The sequence below is a fragment of the Cobetia sp. PDI-12MA genome (assembly GCF_059507695.1).
On the sequence record NZ_CM183351.1, the window covers coordinates 1,523,072 to 1,539,291 of the forward strand.

Consider the following 16,220-nt stretch of genomic DNA (forward strand, 5'->3'; position numbering starts at 1 on the left):
ACTGGGTTGTTCGAGTAATGCCACTAGCAAGCGTACGATTCGTGGGTGTTGTGTTTAGGATTTGATTATAAAAAAGTGAAATCATCTTCTGTTCGATTGGGCGTGGCTGCTGAGTCGCCTCCTGTAATCAGAGCGATACCAGGCGCGCCAAGAAGGCGTTGGAGAACGCCACATCATTTGCCAGATCGAGAGTTATCTCTCGTATTCCCTCTGACAGGCTCACACACTCACTCATGGGGGCCTGAGCATGTAGCGCGCCATGCATTTCAATCGTGGGTAGTTCTCCGCTTGTGCCAGGATCGTTGGAGCCTATCGAATCATTGGCTGGAGAGACGTTTGGGGCGGGTAGTGTCGGGGAAGAGAAGGGATCCAGTTGGATCGCAGCATGCTCGTCGGGCAAGTCGTCAAAAAGCCGGTAGGCGTAGTGCCGTAACGTACTTTCGTTGAGCGCATAGAAATAGCACGCATCATCCTGTGCATGTCGACGCCGAATGATTCGGCCCAGCACCTGGCGAAAATACTGCTCGGTTCTGACGTGGCTGAGGTAGCAACATACTTGCAGGCGGGGAATGTCGATCCCTTCACTGACCATGTTGACGGAGACAATCCACGAGGTATGGCCGTAGCGAAACGCCTCAAGTCGTGCGTGCGCTCCTTCCGTCTGGCTGGTTACCAGGCACACCGTCTGACCCATCTGTTTCAGACAATCGGCGATGTCTTCTGCATGAGCAATGTTGGATGCCACCACCAATCCTGCGGCGGTCGGGTCTTTCTCCTGAAGCTGTCGTAAGCGTTGGCAGCTGACGTCCAGCAAATGCTGCTGAGGCCCCGGGTGACGCAGCAAGGCGGCGTAATGCACCCCGGGATGACGTAACAAGGCCGGGATGCTTTGGTAATACAGTGTCTCACGCTGCGTCTGCTGTTCTGCCACCAGACGTATATCGTCGTTATCTATCAGGTATATCTGGGGAGTGCGGCAGACATCATCCTGGATGGCATCACGCAGGGTATAAGTGAAGTCTGGGATCAGCGCGAGGCGGTCACTGTCAGCCGATGGCAGTGTTGGCACCGCTGGTTCCGATGTCGTGGCGACACCATGACTCGGTGCCATATAACGCAGCATGGGAAGACAGCTGCCATCAGTGCGCCAAGGAGTGCCTGACAAGGCGAGCGTAAAGCGAACATCGCGCTCCAATGCCAAGAGCGCCAATCCCCACTGATTGGCGCCGGTGGCTGCCGAGCTGGTGTAGGCGTTTTTTGCGGCGCAAGCTGTCGCGCCGGCGGCATGGTGGCTTTCGTCCCATACCAGCAAGACACGTCCTTGGCGACAGAGTTGCTTGAGGTCCTCCAGGCGGAAGCTGAGCGCTTGATAAGTCAGCGCGATACCGACATCCCCCAGCCGGCCCTGCATGGGGCGTCCCAGAATTTGCGAAAACGTTTCACGCGCACGCTCTACCACGGCGGAGGTGGGGCCCAGATAGATGACGTGATCAATGCTCCCGTCGAGAATCAGCTCCTCAGCCAGTACGGCTGCCATCAGCATCTTGCCCGCACCCGGAGTGGCCTGGCACAGGAAATGGGGTTGCTGATCCGAAAGCCGTTGAAGCGCTGTCTCAATACAACGCGCTTGCCAGGCTCTGAGTGTCGGGCTTGTCAGAGAGGGCAGTAATCGATTGATCTGACGCGGCGTCATGAGGCACCTCCAGCATGGCGTTTTGCAGAGAGCGCCAGCACGGCAGCCAGTTGTCCCTGGAGTTCGCAGGCGCGCTGAATTGCATCCTCCTGGAGTGGAGCGATGTCGGGTTTCGCCTCCGGATAGTCCTTTGCCAATTGATAGAGGTGCTCGGCTTCCGCGCTCGCGGCCCGCATGGATTTTTTCAAGGCTCGACGTTGTTCCTGCAGTGCTGCATCGAGCGGTAGATGCGATGTGCTATCGGTTTTCGACGTGGCAAGATCCTGTCGATTGCTCGGCAAGGGGATATCCGGTGAGCGCTCCGAAGTGCTATCGATGAGTTGATAGACGCGGCGGCGCTTGCCGATGGTGTCGGACTGAACAGCTTGACCATCAATGACCAGGCGATCGATCAGGTCTCCGACACGCTGCAGGACAATAATGGGTTTATAGCCCGCCAACTCTGGATGTTTCATCAGCTCGTTGCGGCAGCTGACTTTCGTGAAAGGAGTCGGTTTATCCTTCAAGGCTTTCAGCCACTGTTGGAAGTGCTGTTTGATCAACTGTCCTCGCCGATAAGCTGCGGCAGTTGAGGAATCTTGGAATGTGGGAATGCTCGAGGTGTGAGGAGGAGAGCGGTGCTGGCTCTTTGAAGTGACGGTAGATGACGAGTCGTGTGACGACGAGGTCTCAGGCGTCTGGGAAGACTCGGCTATTGCCTTGCCTGTAGCAGTGGCCGCAAGAGGAGTAGATGAGGGTGTTTGTGTGGTATGAGAAGAATTCGAGGTCATGACAGCACCTCGTTGCAGTTGCCAACGATACGTGCACGACAGTCTTGGGAAGGGGGATCGGGATAGCCGCCATAGGGGGTGGGTAGATCGGGGCTACGCGGGGATGCCGTAGTCTGAATGACCATGGTTGAAGCTCCTTTGTGTTGGAGCCGCTCCCGCTGTCGCCAAACAGTGATGGGGGCGGCCGTACACGGGTTGGCGAACCGGCCACAAAGGACACCGGCAGACCCGAGGGTCTCCCGCGCACGACCGCCATAACGCATGGCAGGCACAAAAAAAGCGCCAACCATGGTCCGGGGCGCTTATGCGCCTTTGTGGTTTCGAGTCGCCAAACCCGATCGAGGATTTTGCCTCGATAAACTGAATCTAGCAGATGAATGAGAGGCCGTAAATATCACCTGCCGGTTCGTATAGAGCGTTATCTGATTTCGTGAGAAGTGCGGGGGAGTGTTGAGTGTTATGGCGACAACATTCAAGACTGCGACGACGTGCATATCGTGGGGCGTCATTGTCTGCGCATTGAAAAGGCTGAGGCTATCTGGCCGCGAAGATTTCCTTCACTTCCTTGTCACGCACTTTTTTCGCCATGCCGGTCAGCAGCACCTCTCACTACGGGGATGGCCCCTCAGACGACGAGCACTGCTTGTTGAACATGTTGTGTCAGCAGCCCCCTCAGATGGCCAGGGCCACCAGGAAGCGAGAGACCATGTTGTAGGCGGCAACCGTGGCGACGGCTTCGGCAGTCTGCTGTTCACCGAACAGGGTCTTGAGTGTCTCGATGATGGCGCCATCGACTTCCACCTGGCGGGTTGATTGATCCGTCAACGCCAGCAGTGCACGTTCTTCTTCATTGAAACGCGATGAAATGCCTTCCTCACGCAGCGCATCACATTTTTCCTGTGTGCCGCCGGCCTCCAGGTAGGCGGGTTGGTGTACTTGCCATTCAAACTCGGCCCGATTGAGCACGGCCACGCGACACATGATCAACTCGCGATATTCCAGACTGAGCGCGAAGTCCTTGCGAACACGGCCCAGCAGCCCATTCCAGCCCGTGGCCAGGGGCACACTCTTGAGCAGGTAGCGATCGATCCCGATCAGCTCTCGGTTGGGGCGGCGTGCTTGCATGCTTTCCAGCAGGTCAGCAGGGACGGCATCGCCGTCTTGCCAGGGAGTGACACGTGGTTTTGTCTCGAGACCTGCCGCCAGGGAGGGGGAGGCGGATAGGGTGGTGCTTGATTGCGGGGAGGAGTTTGACCGTGACATGGGGCTTCCTGTGTCTAGAAAAATGCCATGCCCCGGGACGCACGCACGTGGTGGTGGTGCCTGTCGCAGGGCGGGGCAATGATGGTGGGAAGTGGCAATATGCGGGGATGGGCGATGCAGTAGGAGCATCGCCACGTGTGAGCCCTGAAACCGATTGCCTGGCTGCGCAGGTCAGTTGGTGCGATGTGGTCAGGGGGATGACCCGGTGGTCATTTGGCCGCGAAGATTTCCTTTACTTCCTTGTCGCGTACTTTCTTCGCCATGCCGGTCAACAGCACCTTGAACAGCAGGCCACTCACCAAGGTGGAGAGCGTCAAGGTGAAGAAACCGGCCAGGATCCAGTCCACCAGGACGAAGCCGCTATTCGTCAAGGTCGGGTGATAGAACACCATGCCAGCGAAGACCACCCAGTGGCTGATGCAGAAGAAGCATTGGAAGAGGTGGCCGATCATGTGGCCAAAGCGTTGTGCGTACTGACGCAACGGTGCGAACAGCTCACCCTGGGTGATCGAGATCGCTATGCTGCTGGCCGCCAGGGCCATCACGAAGCAGGTCCATAGCGCGTTCAGCGTCTCGGGGGAAAATACGGTAGTCATGGGGATCCTTGTGTGTCTTCGTCAAAGTGACGAGTGGGGGAAGTCAATGGGTCGTGCTCAATGTCTGTCGGTGCGGGTGTCTGGTTATCTCTCAGCCTTCTGTCTAGCGTGCGGTCAGCATCCGGTTGACACCTTGGGTGGCAGCATCGATGGCGCCCGCGAGGTGACCCGGGAATTGCGGCGACCATTCACTGGCAATGCCGAACAGGTGTTGATGCCAGGGACCCTCATTCGCTTCCGGTGGCGGCACCGAGACATGGGATGCCACGTCTTCCAGGTCTGCCGGGCTCGCGATTAAGGGTGAGGTAGCCCAGTCCTTGAGGACATCGCTTTGGGGACTGGCCGCCTGAGGGCCAAACAGGCGACCCAGCTGTACGCGGCAGTGCTGACGTAATGCCTCCGGCGTGATCTGACGTCGGTAACCAGCCGGTACCCCCACGAATCCGAAGAGTGCACCTAAGCCTTCCATTGGACTGGCGTCGTGAATCTCCACCATCGGGCCACGCGTGCTGCGTGCGGTACCGGACAAGCCGGTCTCGCGCCAGAAAGGACGATCGTAGACCGCGAGATACTTGGCATGGGGAGCCATCCAGGTCGCGGTCTGCTGCCACTGTGTTGCCAGAGCGCTCGGGAGTGCCGGCGTGAATTGGATATGCTGGAGTGCCTGACGTGGCGGGACGGCCAACAAGACCTGCTCCACCTCATGGTTCATGCGATGTCCGCTGCCATCCTCTGCGCTCAGCGCAATCCCGTCTGGCAAGCGCTCGAGATGACGGACGACCTGCCCAGTCAATACCTTGTCCGCGGGAATATCGCGACGCAGTCGCTCGATCAGCGCCTCCATTCCTCCCACCACACGCATGGCGGTCAGCGAATCCCTGACGCCAGCGGTGCGCAGAGGTTTCTTGTCCGTGGCGCGCTCGAGAAGGCTGTCGCCTGCCGTTTGTTGTGCAAAGCACTCCAGATCCAGTGTCTGTATCAGCTGTCCCATCTCGCGCTGATGCTCAGGCCAGAACCAGGTCGGCCCCAGGTCCAGGCGCCGACTCGTACCGGTGTCGACGCCTGCTGGCAGCAGGGACGCGATCCTTCCACCCGGGTCTGACTGAGCCTCCAGCACGAGGTAGTCCCGCATGCCTCGGCGTTCCAGCAGCCAGGCCGCATACAGGCCTGCGAGTCCGGCACCAATGATGATGACTCTTGATGAGTGCTGACTCATGGCGTCTCCTGAATGGCCAGATGCCCTGTCTTGAGGTAGAAGGTCGCCCCCTGTGTACCGGCGGAAAGCATCAGCGGTTCGCTGGCTGGCAAGCGCAGCCAGCTGCCGGCAGGGCAGGACTCGTGCCCCGGGTGCAGGCAGCCCTCCAACACGAGAAGTTCGGCACCGCCAGTGTTTGTCATCAGCGGAAGCTCGGCATGTGGCGCCATGCGCTGCAGGCTCACCTGCTCGGTGGCACTGGTATACAGTGGGCAGACCTCGCGGCCATCCTGCTCATGCCAGTTGGCCGGGTCCCGCGTGTTGATGCGTACCGCCTCATGCTCCTCGGACGGCATCTGCCGCAGCTTGACGAAGATCACGCAGCCGTCGGTGCTGCTGGAGGTGTGTCGCGAGTCTGGCGGGTTGCGCAGGTACCAGCCTGCAGGGAAGTGGAGCGAGCCATTTTCCGTGAAGGTGCCGGACAGCACGAGAATCTCTTCGCCTTGTGGATGCTCATGCGCTGAAAAGTGGGAGTCTGGTGCATATCGGACCAGGCTGGTGGCCCTTGCCTTTTCCTCCCCGATACGATCCAGCATCATGCGTTCGACGCCTCCCTCCGGGGACGGAACCCACTGGTAGTGGTCGGGTGTGATGCTGGCACGTCGTGAGAAGTCGGCATTGAGGCGCATGTAGAGCATCTCCACGTAGGCGAGAGGGGAAGAAAACCTTTTTCAATGTCTGGCGGTCATCACACCCGAGCGTCAGGGCATGAGCAGGACTGCACACATACCGTCAAGGTGTCACGATCGGTGATTGCGGGTATTCTGGAAGCTGATTGCCCATTCAACAAACGAGATTAACTAGGCAGTAGGGAAAGAAAAACTTTATCGCCATGACATCGCCCAACCATCTGAATGCCTTGCGTGCCTTCGAAGCGAGCGCCCGCCACAAGAGCTTTGCCGCTGCGGCAGAGGAGTTACACGTCACGCCTGCCGCTGTCGGTCAGCTGGTGCGTGGGCTAGAGGAGTGGCTCGGCGATTCGCTGTTTCATCGTGCCAACAGCGGCAAGACACGCCTTATCCCGACAGAGCTTGCAGAGCAGGCACTACCCGATATCCGCGCCGGATTTGAGAAGTTGTCACTCGGGGTGGAGCGTCTCAAGGATGGCACTCGGCGTAGCGTGCTGACGGTGACAGTCAGTCCTGCCTTTGCCGCCAAATGGCTGTTGCCACGCCTGCACCGTTTTCAGGCGGCGTGGCCTGACATCGATGTGCATCTGGATACCAACCACAAGCCGGTCGATTTCTCACGGGAGCGGGTGGATATCGGGGTACGCTACGGGCCGGGCAAGTGGAAGGGCGTGGTGGCACAGGAGCTGATGCATGAAGAGGTCTACCCCGTCTGCTCGCCACAGCTGCTACGTGACCCCGAGCGCTTGAAGACGCCCGCAGCCCTGTTGGATGAGACACTGATTCATGACTTGTCCATGGAAGGCCATGACGGTTTTCCCTCGTGGAACGGCTGGTTCAAGAGAGCCGGTCTCACGGATGCTGATTCATCGCGCGGTCTGCAGATCAACAATTCTGCTGCAGTGCTGCAGGCCGCGATCGATGGTCAGGGCATTGCGCTGGCGCGTGGAGTCATGGTTCACGATGATCTTGTGTCGGGGCGTTTGATCAGACCGTTTGATGGAGTGATGTGTGCCTCCTCCCTGGCGTATTACGTGATCCATCGACCCGAGGTCACCCACGTGGCCAAGGTACAGGCATTCCGTGAATGGTTGCTGGAAGAAGCCGGGCTCAGTTGCCGAATACCCTCGACGTCAGGGTCGTGAGGGCTCTGTGATCAAGCAAGTCTACCTGGCGGGTCATTAGCCAATGACATCAACGAGCAGGCATTCCGGGAATGGTTGCTGGAAGAGGTCAGCTGAGTGTTCAGTTGACGTGGTCGAGTGGGCAGGTCCCCTCGGCTTACAGCTTGAGCAGTATCGGGGTAGCCATCGCACACCTCATCCTGCCCGATAACGCGCCTGAGTACTCGAGGGACTCTCACCGAACAGACGGCGATAGTCCCGGGCAAACTGGCCCAGATGATAGAACCCCCAGTCGCTGGCGATCTGACCGATCGTGCTCGTTGACAGGGGATCGCAAAGCCGCCGCCGTACTTGATTGAGTCGGTTGAAGCGGATGAACTGCATCGGACTGAGACCAAGGATGCTGGTGAAGCTATTGTGCAGTGTCCGCTGACTGACGTGGGCGATACGACAGAGGCTCTCGATGCTGACCGGTGCAGGCTCCCCTCGGTTCATATGCTCGCGTACGCGCTCCACTACCTGCCGTCGATGGTGATAGCTGGGGTAGCGGTCGGTGAGAGGTGTCCATTCCTCAAGAATGGCGGCAACAGCCAGTGACAGAATGCCCTGATGCACCTGAACCTCGAATCCCGGCCCCTGTCGCTTGATCAGGCGGTCCATCAGGAAGGTGACCCCTCGCCGAGTCCCTTGCGTCACCCCGAGTCGCATCATGTGCTGAGGATCCCCTTCCAATAGCGTCAGTGCCGACTCCCCCGCGACCTCGAGCAGCCAGTCACGCCGTAACACGAGACAATGGATCGCGAAGGTATCGGGCGTGGTCAGCGCGAAATCCTGCCCACCCGGCTGACACATGATGTCGCCTTTCTCAAGCGCGTAACCATTGATCCGGCAGGGCTGGCGTTCAGCCGGAATGCCGATCCACAGCGAATCCGGCCAGACATGACATTGCTGGCCCAATGCCTGACTGGTGTATTCCTTGAATACCTGCATTCCCGGCAGATGGAGTTCATCGATACGCCCATAGAAGGCGCCCTGACCGTATTGGTCGTAGTGTTGTGACCAGTCGGTCAGGTTATGCGCCTGTTCATTGACGTCCCATGCCTCCCGTGTGCACTTGCCTGGTGCATGCTCGAAAACCCCGTGCTGCCAGGTGGCATCACTGTTGTCCGTTCGTGATACATCTTCGTTCATTGATCAATTAACTCATTGTTATTGTTGGTATTTCCAGATTTGCCGGATGCTGATAACGCATCACCTCGCGCTGTCGTTAGTCTGAGTCATGCAACTTTCGCGCACAGAGTTATGCCGTGAGCCAGATCGTGGGTCGTGAGATTGGCCACTGGCTTCTGAACGCAGACGAAGTGTGACACCGAGACCGCAAGATCCCCGGTCTTCCCATGTCAGCGAGGTGGTGAGATGTATACGGAAACTCTGATAAATCAAACAAGACACGAGTTGGTCACTTGCCTGGAAAAATGGCACATGGCGGAAACATCGCGGATCTCGCTGCTGACCATGTCAGAGAACGCGACCTTTCTGGCCGAGGATGACGAGGCAGGACGCAGAATCATCATTCGGGTACACCGCCCGGAGTATCACTGCCGGGAGGAGATCGAGTCCGAGTTGGCTTGGATTGATGACCTGCGCACGATGGCACGGATCAATACGCCGGCCCCGGTCATGACCACGACAGGCAGCCCTGTGCTGAGTATCTCCGCCGGCGGGCGATCCTTGTATGTTGTGGCCTTCGAGCATGTGGTCGGCAGTGAGCCGGATATCGGCGATGACTTGCCGCAGTGGTTTGAACGGCTGGGCGCGATGACTGCCACGCTGCACGAACACAGTCGTCGCTGGCAGCCCCCTGAAGGCTTCGTGCGCAAGCGTTGGGATCTGGAAAGCATGATCTCGCCCCGTGGGCTGTGGGGCGATTGGCGAAATGCGCCGGGCATGACGGTGGAAGAGGCCCAGGCCATCAATGCTGCCATCCCTTATCTCAAGTCGGAGATTGCCTTGTATGGCACGGCGCCACAGCAGTTCGGTCTGGTCCATGCCGACCTGCGCTTGACCAACCTGCTGGTGTCACAGGACAGCATGGCGATCATCGACTTCGATGACTGCGGCTTCTGCTGGTATGCCTATGACTTCGCTGCGGCGATCAGCTTCCACGAGACGGATTCGTGCATCCCGCAGCTCAGAGACGCCTGGATCAAGGGATATCGTTCGGTGGCCGAATTCCCTGCGGCAGATGAAGCAATGCTGGATACCTTCATCATGCTGCGTCGCATTCTGCTGTGTGCCTGGCTGGCCACGCATCAGGAGAGCAAGGAAGGCAAGACACTGAGTGATGGTTTCAGCCGGGATACGGCCATCATGGCGCGGCGCTATGTTCAGCAACGAGGGGGCCAGTCACGAGAGGGCCAGCAAGGTGTCGTGCAGACACCGGGCATGCAAGAACACGACGATCAGGCGGATGTTGATCGGACGAGTACAGATTGGACAGGTACAGATCGGGCAATCAATGACAAGGTGAGGATGGCGTGATGGAAAAGGTACGCGGGATTCTGGATCAGAACGCCTTCAGCATGGCGCACATCGACAAGGCAGATGCGCGAATCGGCGCACTGGTACGCAAGCGGCTGGAAACGGTAGGGCCGACGTCCATGCTCTTCTATGAGGAGCCGCTGCACATCGTACGAGGGGAGCGGGTCTGGTTGTTCGATGATCAAGGTAAGCGCTACCTGGATGTCTACAACAATGTGCCGTCCATCGGCCACTGCCATCCTCGCGTGGTCCAGGCGGTCGCCGAACAGATGGGGACCCTCAACGTGCACAACCGCTATCTGCACGAAGGCATCCATCGCTATGCCGAGCGCCTGCTGGACACGCTGCCGCGCACGCTCAATCGACTGGTGATGATGTGTACCGGCAGTGAAAGCAACGACATGGCGCTGAGGCTGGCGCGTGGCTGGACGGGCCGGCAGGGGATCATCGTCACCGAGGCGGCCTATCACGGCAACACGGCCGCCGTGACGGAAGTCTCACCATCCTCCTACAAGCAGGGAACGCCGCCGGATCACGTGCATATCCTGCCGATCTCCCGGATGAGTGAGCAGGCAGACCCGGCCGCCTGGTTCGCCGAGCAGGTGCGGTTCGGCATCGAACAGCTGGAGGCGAGGGGCCATGGATGTGCGGCACTGCTGGTCGACTCCATCTTCTCGAGCGATGGCATCTATGCAGACCCCGCCGGTTTCCTGAAGCCCGCGGTCGAACTCCTGCAGGCCCGGGGCGGCCTGTTCATCTCCGATGAGGTCCAGCCCGGCTTCGGGCGCACGGGGCAGGGGATGTGGGGCTTCTCGCGCCACGGCGTGACGCCGGATGTGGTGACCATGGGCAAACCGATGGGCAACGGCTTCCCGATGTCCGGGCTGGCGGCACGCGAGGAGTTGCTGGCGGTCCTGAATACCGATGTGGGCTACTTCAATACCTTCGGCGGATCACCGGTCGCCGTGGCGGCGGGCACGGCGGTGCTGGACGTGATCGACGAGGAAGACCTGATGGCCAATGCCACACGTCAAGGCGAGTACTTCAAGCGACAGCTCCAAGATATTCAGGCACGTTTCGAGGAGGTGAGCGATGTACGAGGCGCCGGGCTGTTCCTGGGATTGGATCTCTGTGACCCGACGCGTGACGGAGCGCCGGACGCCCAGCGCACCACGGCGTTGATCAACGACCTCAAGCGCAATGGCGTGTTGATCGGCGGGGCCGGCAAGTCCGGCAGTACCTTGAAGATCCGCCCGCCACTGTGCATTGAGCGCTCGGAAGCCGACCTCTTCCTGGACAGGTTCGAGCAATCCTTGAGAACGACTGCCAGGTAACCCACTCGCAATACGTCATGGATCATCGGTGAATAACTCCGCTTCGGAGCGGCAGGTTGCAATTGTTAAGCAGGGTATTGCACTGGCTCGTGTGGTAATGGCTCACGATGTAATTGCTTGAAGGCGTCTGGTGAGACTTTTCGATGAGGTGATATGCGCGTGTTCCTTGGCCTATTACGTGATTCATCGGCCTGGGGGGGCAACGCTTGCCAAGGTGCAAGCCTTTCGCGAGTGGTTGCTGGAGGAAAGTGGCAGCGAGTCTCGTGGATCTGATGGAAGCTGCTGATGAAGACACCGGCCCCCATGACTGACGTCTTGTTTTGAAACCATGAGCTGCAATGCAACAAGGGGAGCCTCGGCTCCCCTTGTTGCGTAAGCATGAGTGGATCTGGTCGAGGATCAGAAGTCCATGGTCAGCCCAAGGTTCAACCGGCGGCCATCCAGCACCACGCCGTAGGTGTCATTGGTGACTTCCTTGTCAGCGATGTTGTAGAGGCCAGCCTTGACGCGGGCGCTCTCGTTCAAGGCATAGACGACACCCACATCGAAGAAGGTATAGCTCGGCGTGCCTTCACTCATGCTGGTACGTGACAGGTAATCACTGGTTTCGCCACGGTAGTTCCCCTGTGCCCACAGGTTGAGGTCGTGAGTGGCTTGCCAGTCCAGCGCCACGTTGAGCATATGTTCCGGGATCTTGTTCAAGGGCTCGCCCTTGAATTCACCACTTTTCTGCTCGGAGTCGGTGTAGGTGTAGCTGGAGCTAAGGTTCACGCTTGGCGTGATGGCATAGTCCAGTGACAGCTCGATGCCCTGCATGACAGCTTCGTCGATGTTGCGGTAGGTGCTGACGAAATAGTAATCAGTGCCGGCATAGCTGCACTCGCGGAAGGCGGGATCGGAGAAACCTTCATCCGGGCCCTGGCAGAGGCGGTCTTCGGAGATCTTGTCCTTGAACTGGGTGTAGAACAGGGTGGCGCCGGCGCTGAGCGTGCCAGACTGGTTCTGGAAGACGGTGCCCAGCTCGTAGTTGGTACTGGTTTCCGGATCCAGCTCCTCGTTACCGATGATGACAGCGCTACCCCGACCGGTTCGACGTCCAAAGCCCTCTGTCGCAGCGGATAGGCTCGGCTGACTATAGCCCGTGGAAACCCCGCCCTTGAGTGTCCATTGCGGGTCAAGGTGGTAATTGGCATAGACGCGCGGCGAGAGATGTCCGCCAAATAGCTCGTCATCGTCGTAGCGCAAGCCGGTGGTGACGTTGAGGTCCTCGGTCAGACTCCATTCCATCTCGACGAATAGCGCCGCGATCCAGCGATCGACGTTATCGACGGCCCCCGGGACATTCGAATCCAGCAAACCATTGGTCTCATCGGTCAGCTGCTCGAATTTGTACTGACCGCCGAAGGTCAGCATATGGTCGCCCCAGAAGTACGTGGTCTGGTTGTTGAGCGTGGTGACTTCTTCGCGTTTCTCATCATCGGAGTCCAGCACGTTCTCCGAGATATCGTGCTGTAGATAGGTGTCCGTGAGGAAGCTGCCGTAACTTCCCTTGTGGCCAAGGGTATAGACGTCCTTATCGTAGCGATAACGACTGGTTTCGGAATCATCCGCGATGCTGACGCCAGCATTGTGAGTGTATTCTTTTTTGGAAGCGGTATAGCCGAGCGTGAACGCATTGTCCTCATCTGGCGTCAGCGTGAACTCGGCACCTCCTTGACGTGTGTCGCTATCGGGCATGCTTTCGGCATTGTCGCTACCGCCCTGGTAATCGCTTTCTTCATAGCCGGTCCAGTTGCCATGGACCTTGAGGCCGAGCAGGCCTTCGATGAGCGGCCCGCTGGTATAGAAACTCAGCTGCTGACCGTCATTGCTGATGTCGTTGAGCGAGTGGGTATATTCTGTCGTGACAGACCCTGACCAATCATCCGCCACCTTCTTGGTGATGATGTTGATGACGCCGCCCATGGCTTGTGAGCCGTACAGCGATGACATCGGTCCGCGAATCACTTCCACTCGTTCGATCATCGAGATCGGGGGGAGACCAATCTGCTTGCCTTCATCATTGCCATTGGTATTCACGGAGCGGCCAGCCGAGAGCGGGCGGCCATCGATCATGTAAAGCGTGTAGCTGTTGTCCATCCCTCGAATACTGATGTCCTGAGAATTCCCGCCCCCCGTAACATAGACGCCAGGCACATTATCCATGGCATCTGTGATGTCCGTGTACGACTGCTTGTTTAGCTGCTCGCCGGTAATGACCGAGATACTGGCAGGGGCATCCGAGATCACCTGCTCGTAGCCGGAAGCTGTCACCACCACAGGTTCCAACTGGCTGGATTCGTCAGCCTGTACGCCAGCAGGTAGGCAAGCGGCGGCGATACCGATAGCCAAGGCCGATCGAGCAAAGGGGAGTGCGGGGACTGTCATGTTCCTGGATCCTTGAGGTCGCGATTATGTCGTTATTGAGCCACGAGGTTTTTTAGGGTTGTGGGCCACTGAGTGCTCTGTTGACGTCGACTTCGGGTAAGGAATACGACAGACGTCATCGCATCAGTGTCGATCTTTTTTTTCGTATTTAAGAAAACAAATGATAAACATTCGTATTTTTTAGTTTAGGTGTGTTTCTTTGTTGTCAGAGTTGCGTTCTGCGCAACCCTCAGTGGTGGCATGGAGTCGTTCGTAAATTGCGGGTTGTGCAACGCACAGTTGCATGATTTTGAGGAAATAGCCGTGCTAGGATCGCAAACACAAATGATATTAATTATTATTCAACAAAAGGAATGTCGATGAACGTCGCTGGGCTCACCTTGTCTGTTTCTACTCTGTTGTTGGCTGCTTTACCTATTAGTGCCCAGGCACACGAAGTCGGCGGGGGAGAGCATGGCCCTTCCGTCGTGAGTTTGGACTGGGGCGCTGCCGATACGCTGGATGAGCTGGGATTAGCCGAGCACCTCGTCGGGGTACCACATCAGTCTGCGCCCGCCTATGTGTCACACCTGGTCAAAGGTCGGGCAGATATCGGCGGGCTCAAGGAGCCTGATGTCGAGGCGATCGCGGGATTGGAGCCGGACCTGATTCTGGTCACCGGTCGTCAATCTGGATCACTTGAGGCACTCAAGGCTGTGGCGGAGACGCGTGATGTCACTCTCGAAGAAGGCAACTACTTCGAGGCACTGAGCAGCAAGGTACTGAGCTTGGCGTCCCCGTATCATGCTGAAGAGAAGGCACGTGAGAAGCTGGCAGCGCTCGAGTCGGATATTGCGACGGCGCGTGAAGGGCTGGCGGAAAATCTTGACGCGTTGGTCGTGATCCATAACGACGGTCGTTATGTTCTGCGCCAGGAGCCGATCGTCACTGAGCTGCTGCAGATCGATCAGCCGGCGCTGCCGAACTCCGTGGAGCCGGTCAGCCGTGGTGAGCGTACTTTCTATCCGCTGACGCCAGCGAATATTGCCGAGATGGCGCCGGATACTCTGTATGTGGTTGATCGCAGTGCTGCCATTGGCCAGTCCCCGATGGATACTGACGCGCTTAAAGCCGCGCTGGCCGATGCTGGCGGTGCGGATATTGGTGTCACTGTGCTATCCCCGGGACTTTGGTATCTCTCCGGCAATGGCTTGCAGAGTGTGCGCGCCCAGATGGATGAGATTCTCGGAGGGCTGTAAGGCCAAGGTGCAGACAGCCTGCTGCCACACACTTTTCTGTCACACGAAGGCCAGGCATCTTGTCTGGCCTTCGTGTGTTCAGGCGTTGTTGACAGCTTTTTTCTGAGACTGGTCGGTGGCTCGGCGTTGCTTGAGTCAATCATGTAGGTCAGGCGTACCTGCATGAGGATTAGACGGATACCTTCCTGAGGCAGGGTGAGAGAAGTGTGGCCCAGTATCGTCAGTTCAGATGGTGGGGGGCTATCTCACGGCAAAGTGAATTTCGGGTGCTGGAGCCTTGCGTCGATGGCGCGCCAGGGTGCTCGAGGGGCTCTCACCAAAGAGGTGACGATAATCCCGGGCGAACTGGCCCAGATGATAAAACCCCCAGTCGCTGGCGACCTGACCGACCGTGCTTGTTGACTGAGGGTCACACAGCCGGCGTCGTACCTGATTGAGTCGGTTGAGGCGGATGAATTGCATGGGGCTGATGCCGAGAATGCTGGTGAAGCTGTTTCGAAGCGTCCGCTGACTGACATGAGCGATACGGCAAAGGCTTTTGATACAGACCGGTGCAGGTTCCGTGCTGTTCACATGTGATCGTACCCGCTCCACTACCTGTCGTCGGTGGTGGTAGCTCGGGTAGCGGTCGGTCAGGGGAGTTTTTTCCTCCAGAATGGCGGAGACAGCCAGCGACAGAATGTCCTGATGGACTTGAACCTCGAACCCTGTTTTCTGACGTTTGATCAGACGGTCCATCAGGAAGGTGACGGCTTGGCGAGTCCCTTGCGGCATGCCGAGGCGCATCGAGTGCTGCGGATCCCCTTCCAGCAGCGTGAGAGCTGACTCTCCCACGATCTCGAGCAGCCAGTCGCGGCGCAATACGAGAGAGTGGATCGCGAAGCTATCGGGTGTCGTCAGCGCGAAATCCTGCCCGCCTGGTTGACACATGATGTCGCCTTCCTCAAGCGCGTAGCCATTGATCCGACAGGGCTGGTGCTCGCTCGGAATACCAATCCACAGTGAATCCGGCCAGACATGACATTGCTGGTCCAGTGCCTGGCTGGTGTATTCCTTGAATACCTGCATTCCCGGCAGATGGAGTTCATCGATACGCCCATAGAAGGCGCCCTGACCGTACTGATCATAGTGTTGCGACCAGTCGGTCAGGTTGTGCGCCTGTTCATTGACGTCCCATGCCTCCCGTGTGCACTTGCCTGGTGCATGCTCGAAAATCCCGTGCTGCCAGGTGGCATCACTGTCGTCCGTTCGTGATACATCTTCGTGCATTGATCAATCAACTCATTGTTCTTGTTGGTATTTTCAGCTTTGCCGGATGCTGATAACGCACCACCTCACGCTGTCGTTAGT

The 16,220-nt window shown here is 58.2% G+C and carries 13 protein-coding genes; 4 read left to right on the forward strand and 9 right to left on the reverse strand.

Annotated elements, in window-relative coordinates; all coding sequences use genetic code 11:
* Positions 1–127: 127 nt before the first annotated feature.
* The 6 genes from AC5WNI_RS06545 to AC5WNI_RS06570 form a co-directional block, all read right to left on the reverse strand.
* Positions 128–1,693, reverse strand: coding sequence for a DEAD/DEAH box helicase (locus AC5WNI_RS06545; RefSeq protein WP_368448723.1), 1,566 nt, complete (start codon positions 1,691–1,693; stop codon positions 128–130).
* Positions 1,690–2,235, reverse strand: a complete 546-nt coding sequence (locus AC5WNI_RS06550) for a VspR family transcription factor (protein WP_368448725.1) — start codon at positions 2,233–2,235, stop codon at positions 1,690–1,692. The genes AC5WNI_RS06545 and AC5WNI_RS06550 overlap by 4 nt, the downstream gene beginning before the upstream one ends.
* A 900-nt stretch (positions 2,236–3,135) precedes the next feature.
* Positions 3,136–3,726: a carboxymuconolactone decarboxylase family protein gene (locus tag AC5WNI_RS06555; RefSeq protein ID WP_368448729.1), complete on the reverse strand. Its 591-nt coding sequence runs from the start codon at positions 3,724–3,726 to the stop codon at positions 3,136–3,138.
* A gap of 209 nt (positions 3,727–3,935) precedes the next feature.
* On the reverse strand, positions 3,936–4,322 hold the full coding sequence (locus tag AC5WNI_RS06560; RefSeq protein WP_153635481.1) for a DUF1360 domain-containing protein: 387 nt from the start codon (positions 4,320–4,322) through the stop codon (positions 3,936–3,938).
* A gap of 103 nt (positions 4,323–4,425) precedes the next feature.
* Positions 4,426–5,538: a flavin monoamine oxidase family protein gene (locus AC5WNI_RS06565; protein WP_368448731.1), complete on the reverse strand. Its 1,113-nt coding sequence runs from the start codon at positions 5,536–5,538 to the stop codon at positions 4,426–4,428.
* Positions 5,535–6,206 (reverse strand): cupin domain-containing protein, encoded by a 672-nt coding sequence (locus AC5WNI_RS06570; RefSeq protein WP_495928949.1) that lies wholly within the window; start codon positions 6,204–6,206, stop codon positions 5,535–5,537. Before AC5WNI_RS06570 ends, AC5WNI_RS06565 begins: the two co-directional genes overlap by 4 nt.
* Before the next feature lie 203 nt (positions 6,207–6,409).
* Here AC5WNI_RS06570 and gcvA point away from each other — a divergent pair, with 203 nt between their 5' ends.
* The gene (gene gcvA / locus AC5WNI_RS06575) at positions 6,410–7,351 is read left to right on the forward strand and encodes a transcriptional regulator GcvA (RefSeq protein WP_153635484.1); all 942 of its coding nucleotides are present in this window, start codon (positions 6,410–6,412) and stop codon (positions 7,349–7,351) included.
* A 174-nt stretch (positions 7,352–7,525) separates the two neighbouring features.
* Here gcvA and AC5WNI_RS06580 read toward each other — a convergent pair whose 3' ends face one another.
* Positions 7,526–8,521 carry a helix-turn-helix domain-containing protein gene (locus tag AC5WNI_RS06580; protein WP_368448734.1) on the reverse strand — a complete coding sequence of 332 codons (996 nt, stop codon included), beginning with the start codon at positions 8,519–8,521 and terminating at the stop codon, positions 7,526–7,528.
* A 291-nt stretch (positions 8,522–8,812) separates the two neighbouring features.
* Between AC5WNI_RS06580 and AC5WNI_RS06585 the strand changes: the two genes are divergently transcribed.
* Both AC5WNI_RS06585 and AC5WNI_RS06590 read left to right on the forward strand, forming a co-directional pair.
* Positions 8,813–9,871 carry a phosphotransferase enzyme family protein gene (locus tag AC5WNI_RS06585; protein WP_495928951.1) on the forward strand — a complete coding sequence of 353 codons (1,059 nt, stop codon included), beginning with the start codon at positions 8,813–8,815 and terminating at the stop codon, positions 9,869–9,871.
* Positions 9,871–11,205 (forward strand): aspartate aminotransferase family protein, encoded by a 1,335-nt coding sequence (locus tag AC5WNI_RS06590; protein ID WP_153635487.1) that lies wholly within the window; start codon positions 9,871–9,873, stop codon positions 11,203–11,205. Before AC5WNI_RS06585 ends, AC5WNI_RS06590 begins: the two co-directional genes overlap by 1 nt.
* Before the next feature lie 399 nt (positions 11,206–11,604).
* Here AC5WNI_RS06590 and AC5WNI_RS06595 read toward each other — a convergent pair whose 3' ends face one another.
* Positions 11,605–13,632: a TonB-dependent receptor domain-containing protein gene (locus AC5WNI_RS06595; RefSeq protein ID WP_153635488.1), complete on the reverse strand. Its 2,028-nt coding sequence runs from the start codon at positions 13,630–13,632 to the stop codon at positions 11,605–11,607.
* A 359-nt stretch (positions 13,633–13,991) separates the two neighbouring features.
* Here AC5WNI_RS06595 and AC5WNI_RS06600 point away from each other — a divergent pair, with 359 nt between their 5' ends.
* A complete protein-coding gene (locus AC5WNI_RS06600; RefSeq protein WP_172978637.1) occupies positions 13,992–14,870 on the forward strand; it encodes an ABC transporter substrate-binding protein in 879 nt (292 codons plus the stop codon).
* 240 nt (positions 14,871–15,110) lie between these two features.
* Here AC5WNI_RS06600 and AC5WNI_RS06605 read toward each other — a convergent pair whose 3' ends face one another.
* Complete coding sequence (locus AC5WNI_RS06605; protein WP_495928952.1) at positions 15,111–16,139, reverse strand: helix-turn-helix domain-containing protein; 1,029 nt, start codon at positions 16,137–16,139, stop codon at positions 15,111–15,113.
* Between the last annotated feature and the right edge of the window lie 81 nt (positions 16,140–16,220).

Excerpts from the sequence above, each read along its gene's own strand:
- AC5WNI_RS06545 (WP_368448723.1), bottom strand. The coding sequence starts at position 1,693 with ATGACGCCGCGTCAGATCAATCGATTACTGCCCTCTCTGACAAGCCCG.
- AC5WNI_RS06570 (WP_495928949.1), bottom strand. The coding sequence starts at position 6,206 with ATGCGCCTCAATGCCGACTTCTCACGACGTGCCAGCATCACACCCGAC.
- AC5WNI_RS06590 (WP_153635487.1), top strand. The coding sequence starts at position 9,871 with ATGGAAAAGGTACGCGGGATTCTGGATCAGAACGCCTTCAGCATGGCG.
- AC5WNI_RS06580 (WP_368448734.1), bottom strand. The coding sequence starts at position 8,521 with ATGAACGAAGATGTATCACGAACGGACAACAGTGATGCCACCTGGCAG.
- AC5WNI_RS06605 (WP_495928952.1), bottom strand. The coding sequence starts at position 16,139 with ATGCACGAAGATGTATCACGAACGGACGACAGTGATGCCACCTGGCAG.
- gcvA (WP_153635484.1), top strand. The coding sequence starts at position 6,410 with ATGACATCGCCCAACCATCTGAATGCCTTGCGTGCCTTCGAAGCGAGC.
- AC5WNI_RS06560 (WP_153635481.1), bottom strand. The coding sequence starts at position 4,322 with ATGACTACCGTATTTTCCCCCGAGACGCTGAACGCGCTATGGACCTGC.
- AC5WNI_RS06585 (WP_495928951.1), top strand. The coding sequence starts at position 8,813 with ATGGCGGAAACATCGCGGATCTCGCTGCTGACCATGTCAGAGAACGCG.
- AC5WNI_RS06595 (WP_153635488.1), bottom strand. The coding sequence starts at position 13,632 with ATGACAGTCCCCGCACTCCCCTTTGCTCGATCGGCCTTGGCTATCGGT.
- AC5WNI_RS06565 (WP_368448731.1), bottom strand. The coding sequence starts at position 5,538 with ATGAGTCAGCACTCATCAAGAGTCATCATCATTGGTGCCGGACTCGCA.
- AC5WNI_RS06555 (WP_368448729.1), bottom strand. The coding sequence starts at position 3,726 with ATGTCACGGTCAAACTCCTCCCCGCAATCAAGCACCACCCTATCCGCC.
- AC5WNI_RS06600 (WP_172978637.1), top strand. The coding sequence starts at position 13,992 with ATGAACGTCGCTGGGCTCACCTTGTCTGTTTCTACTCTGTTGTTGGCT.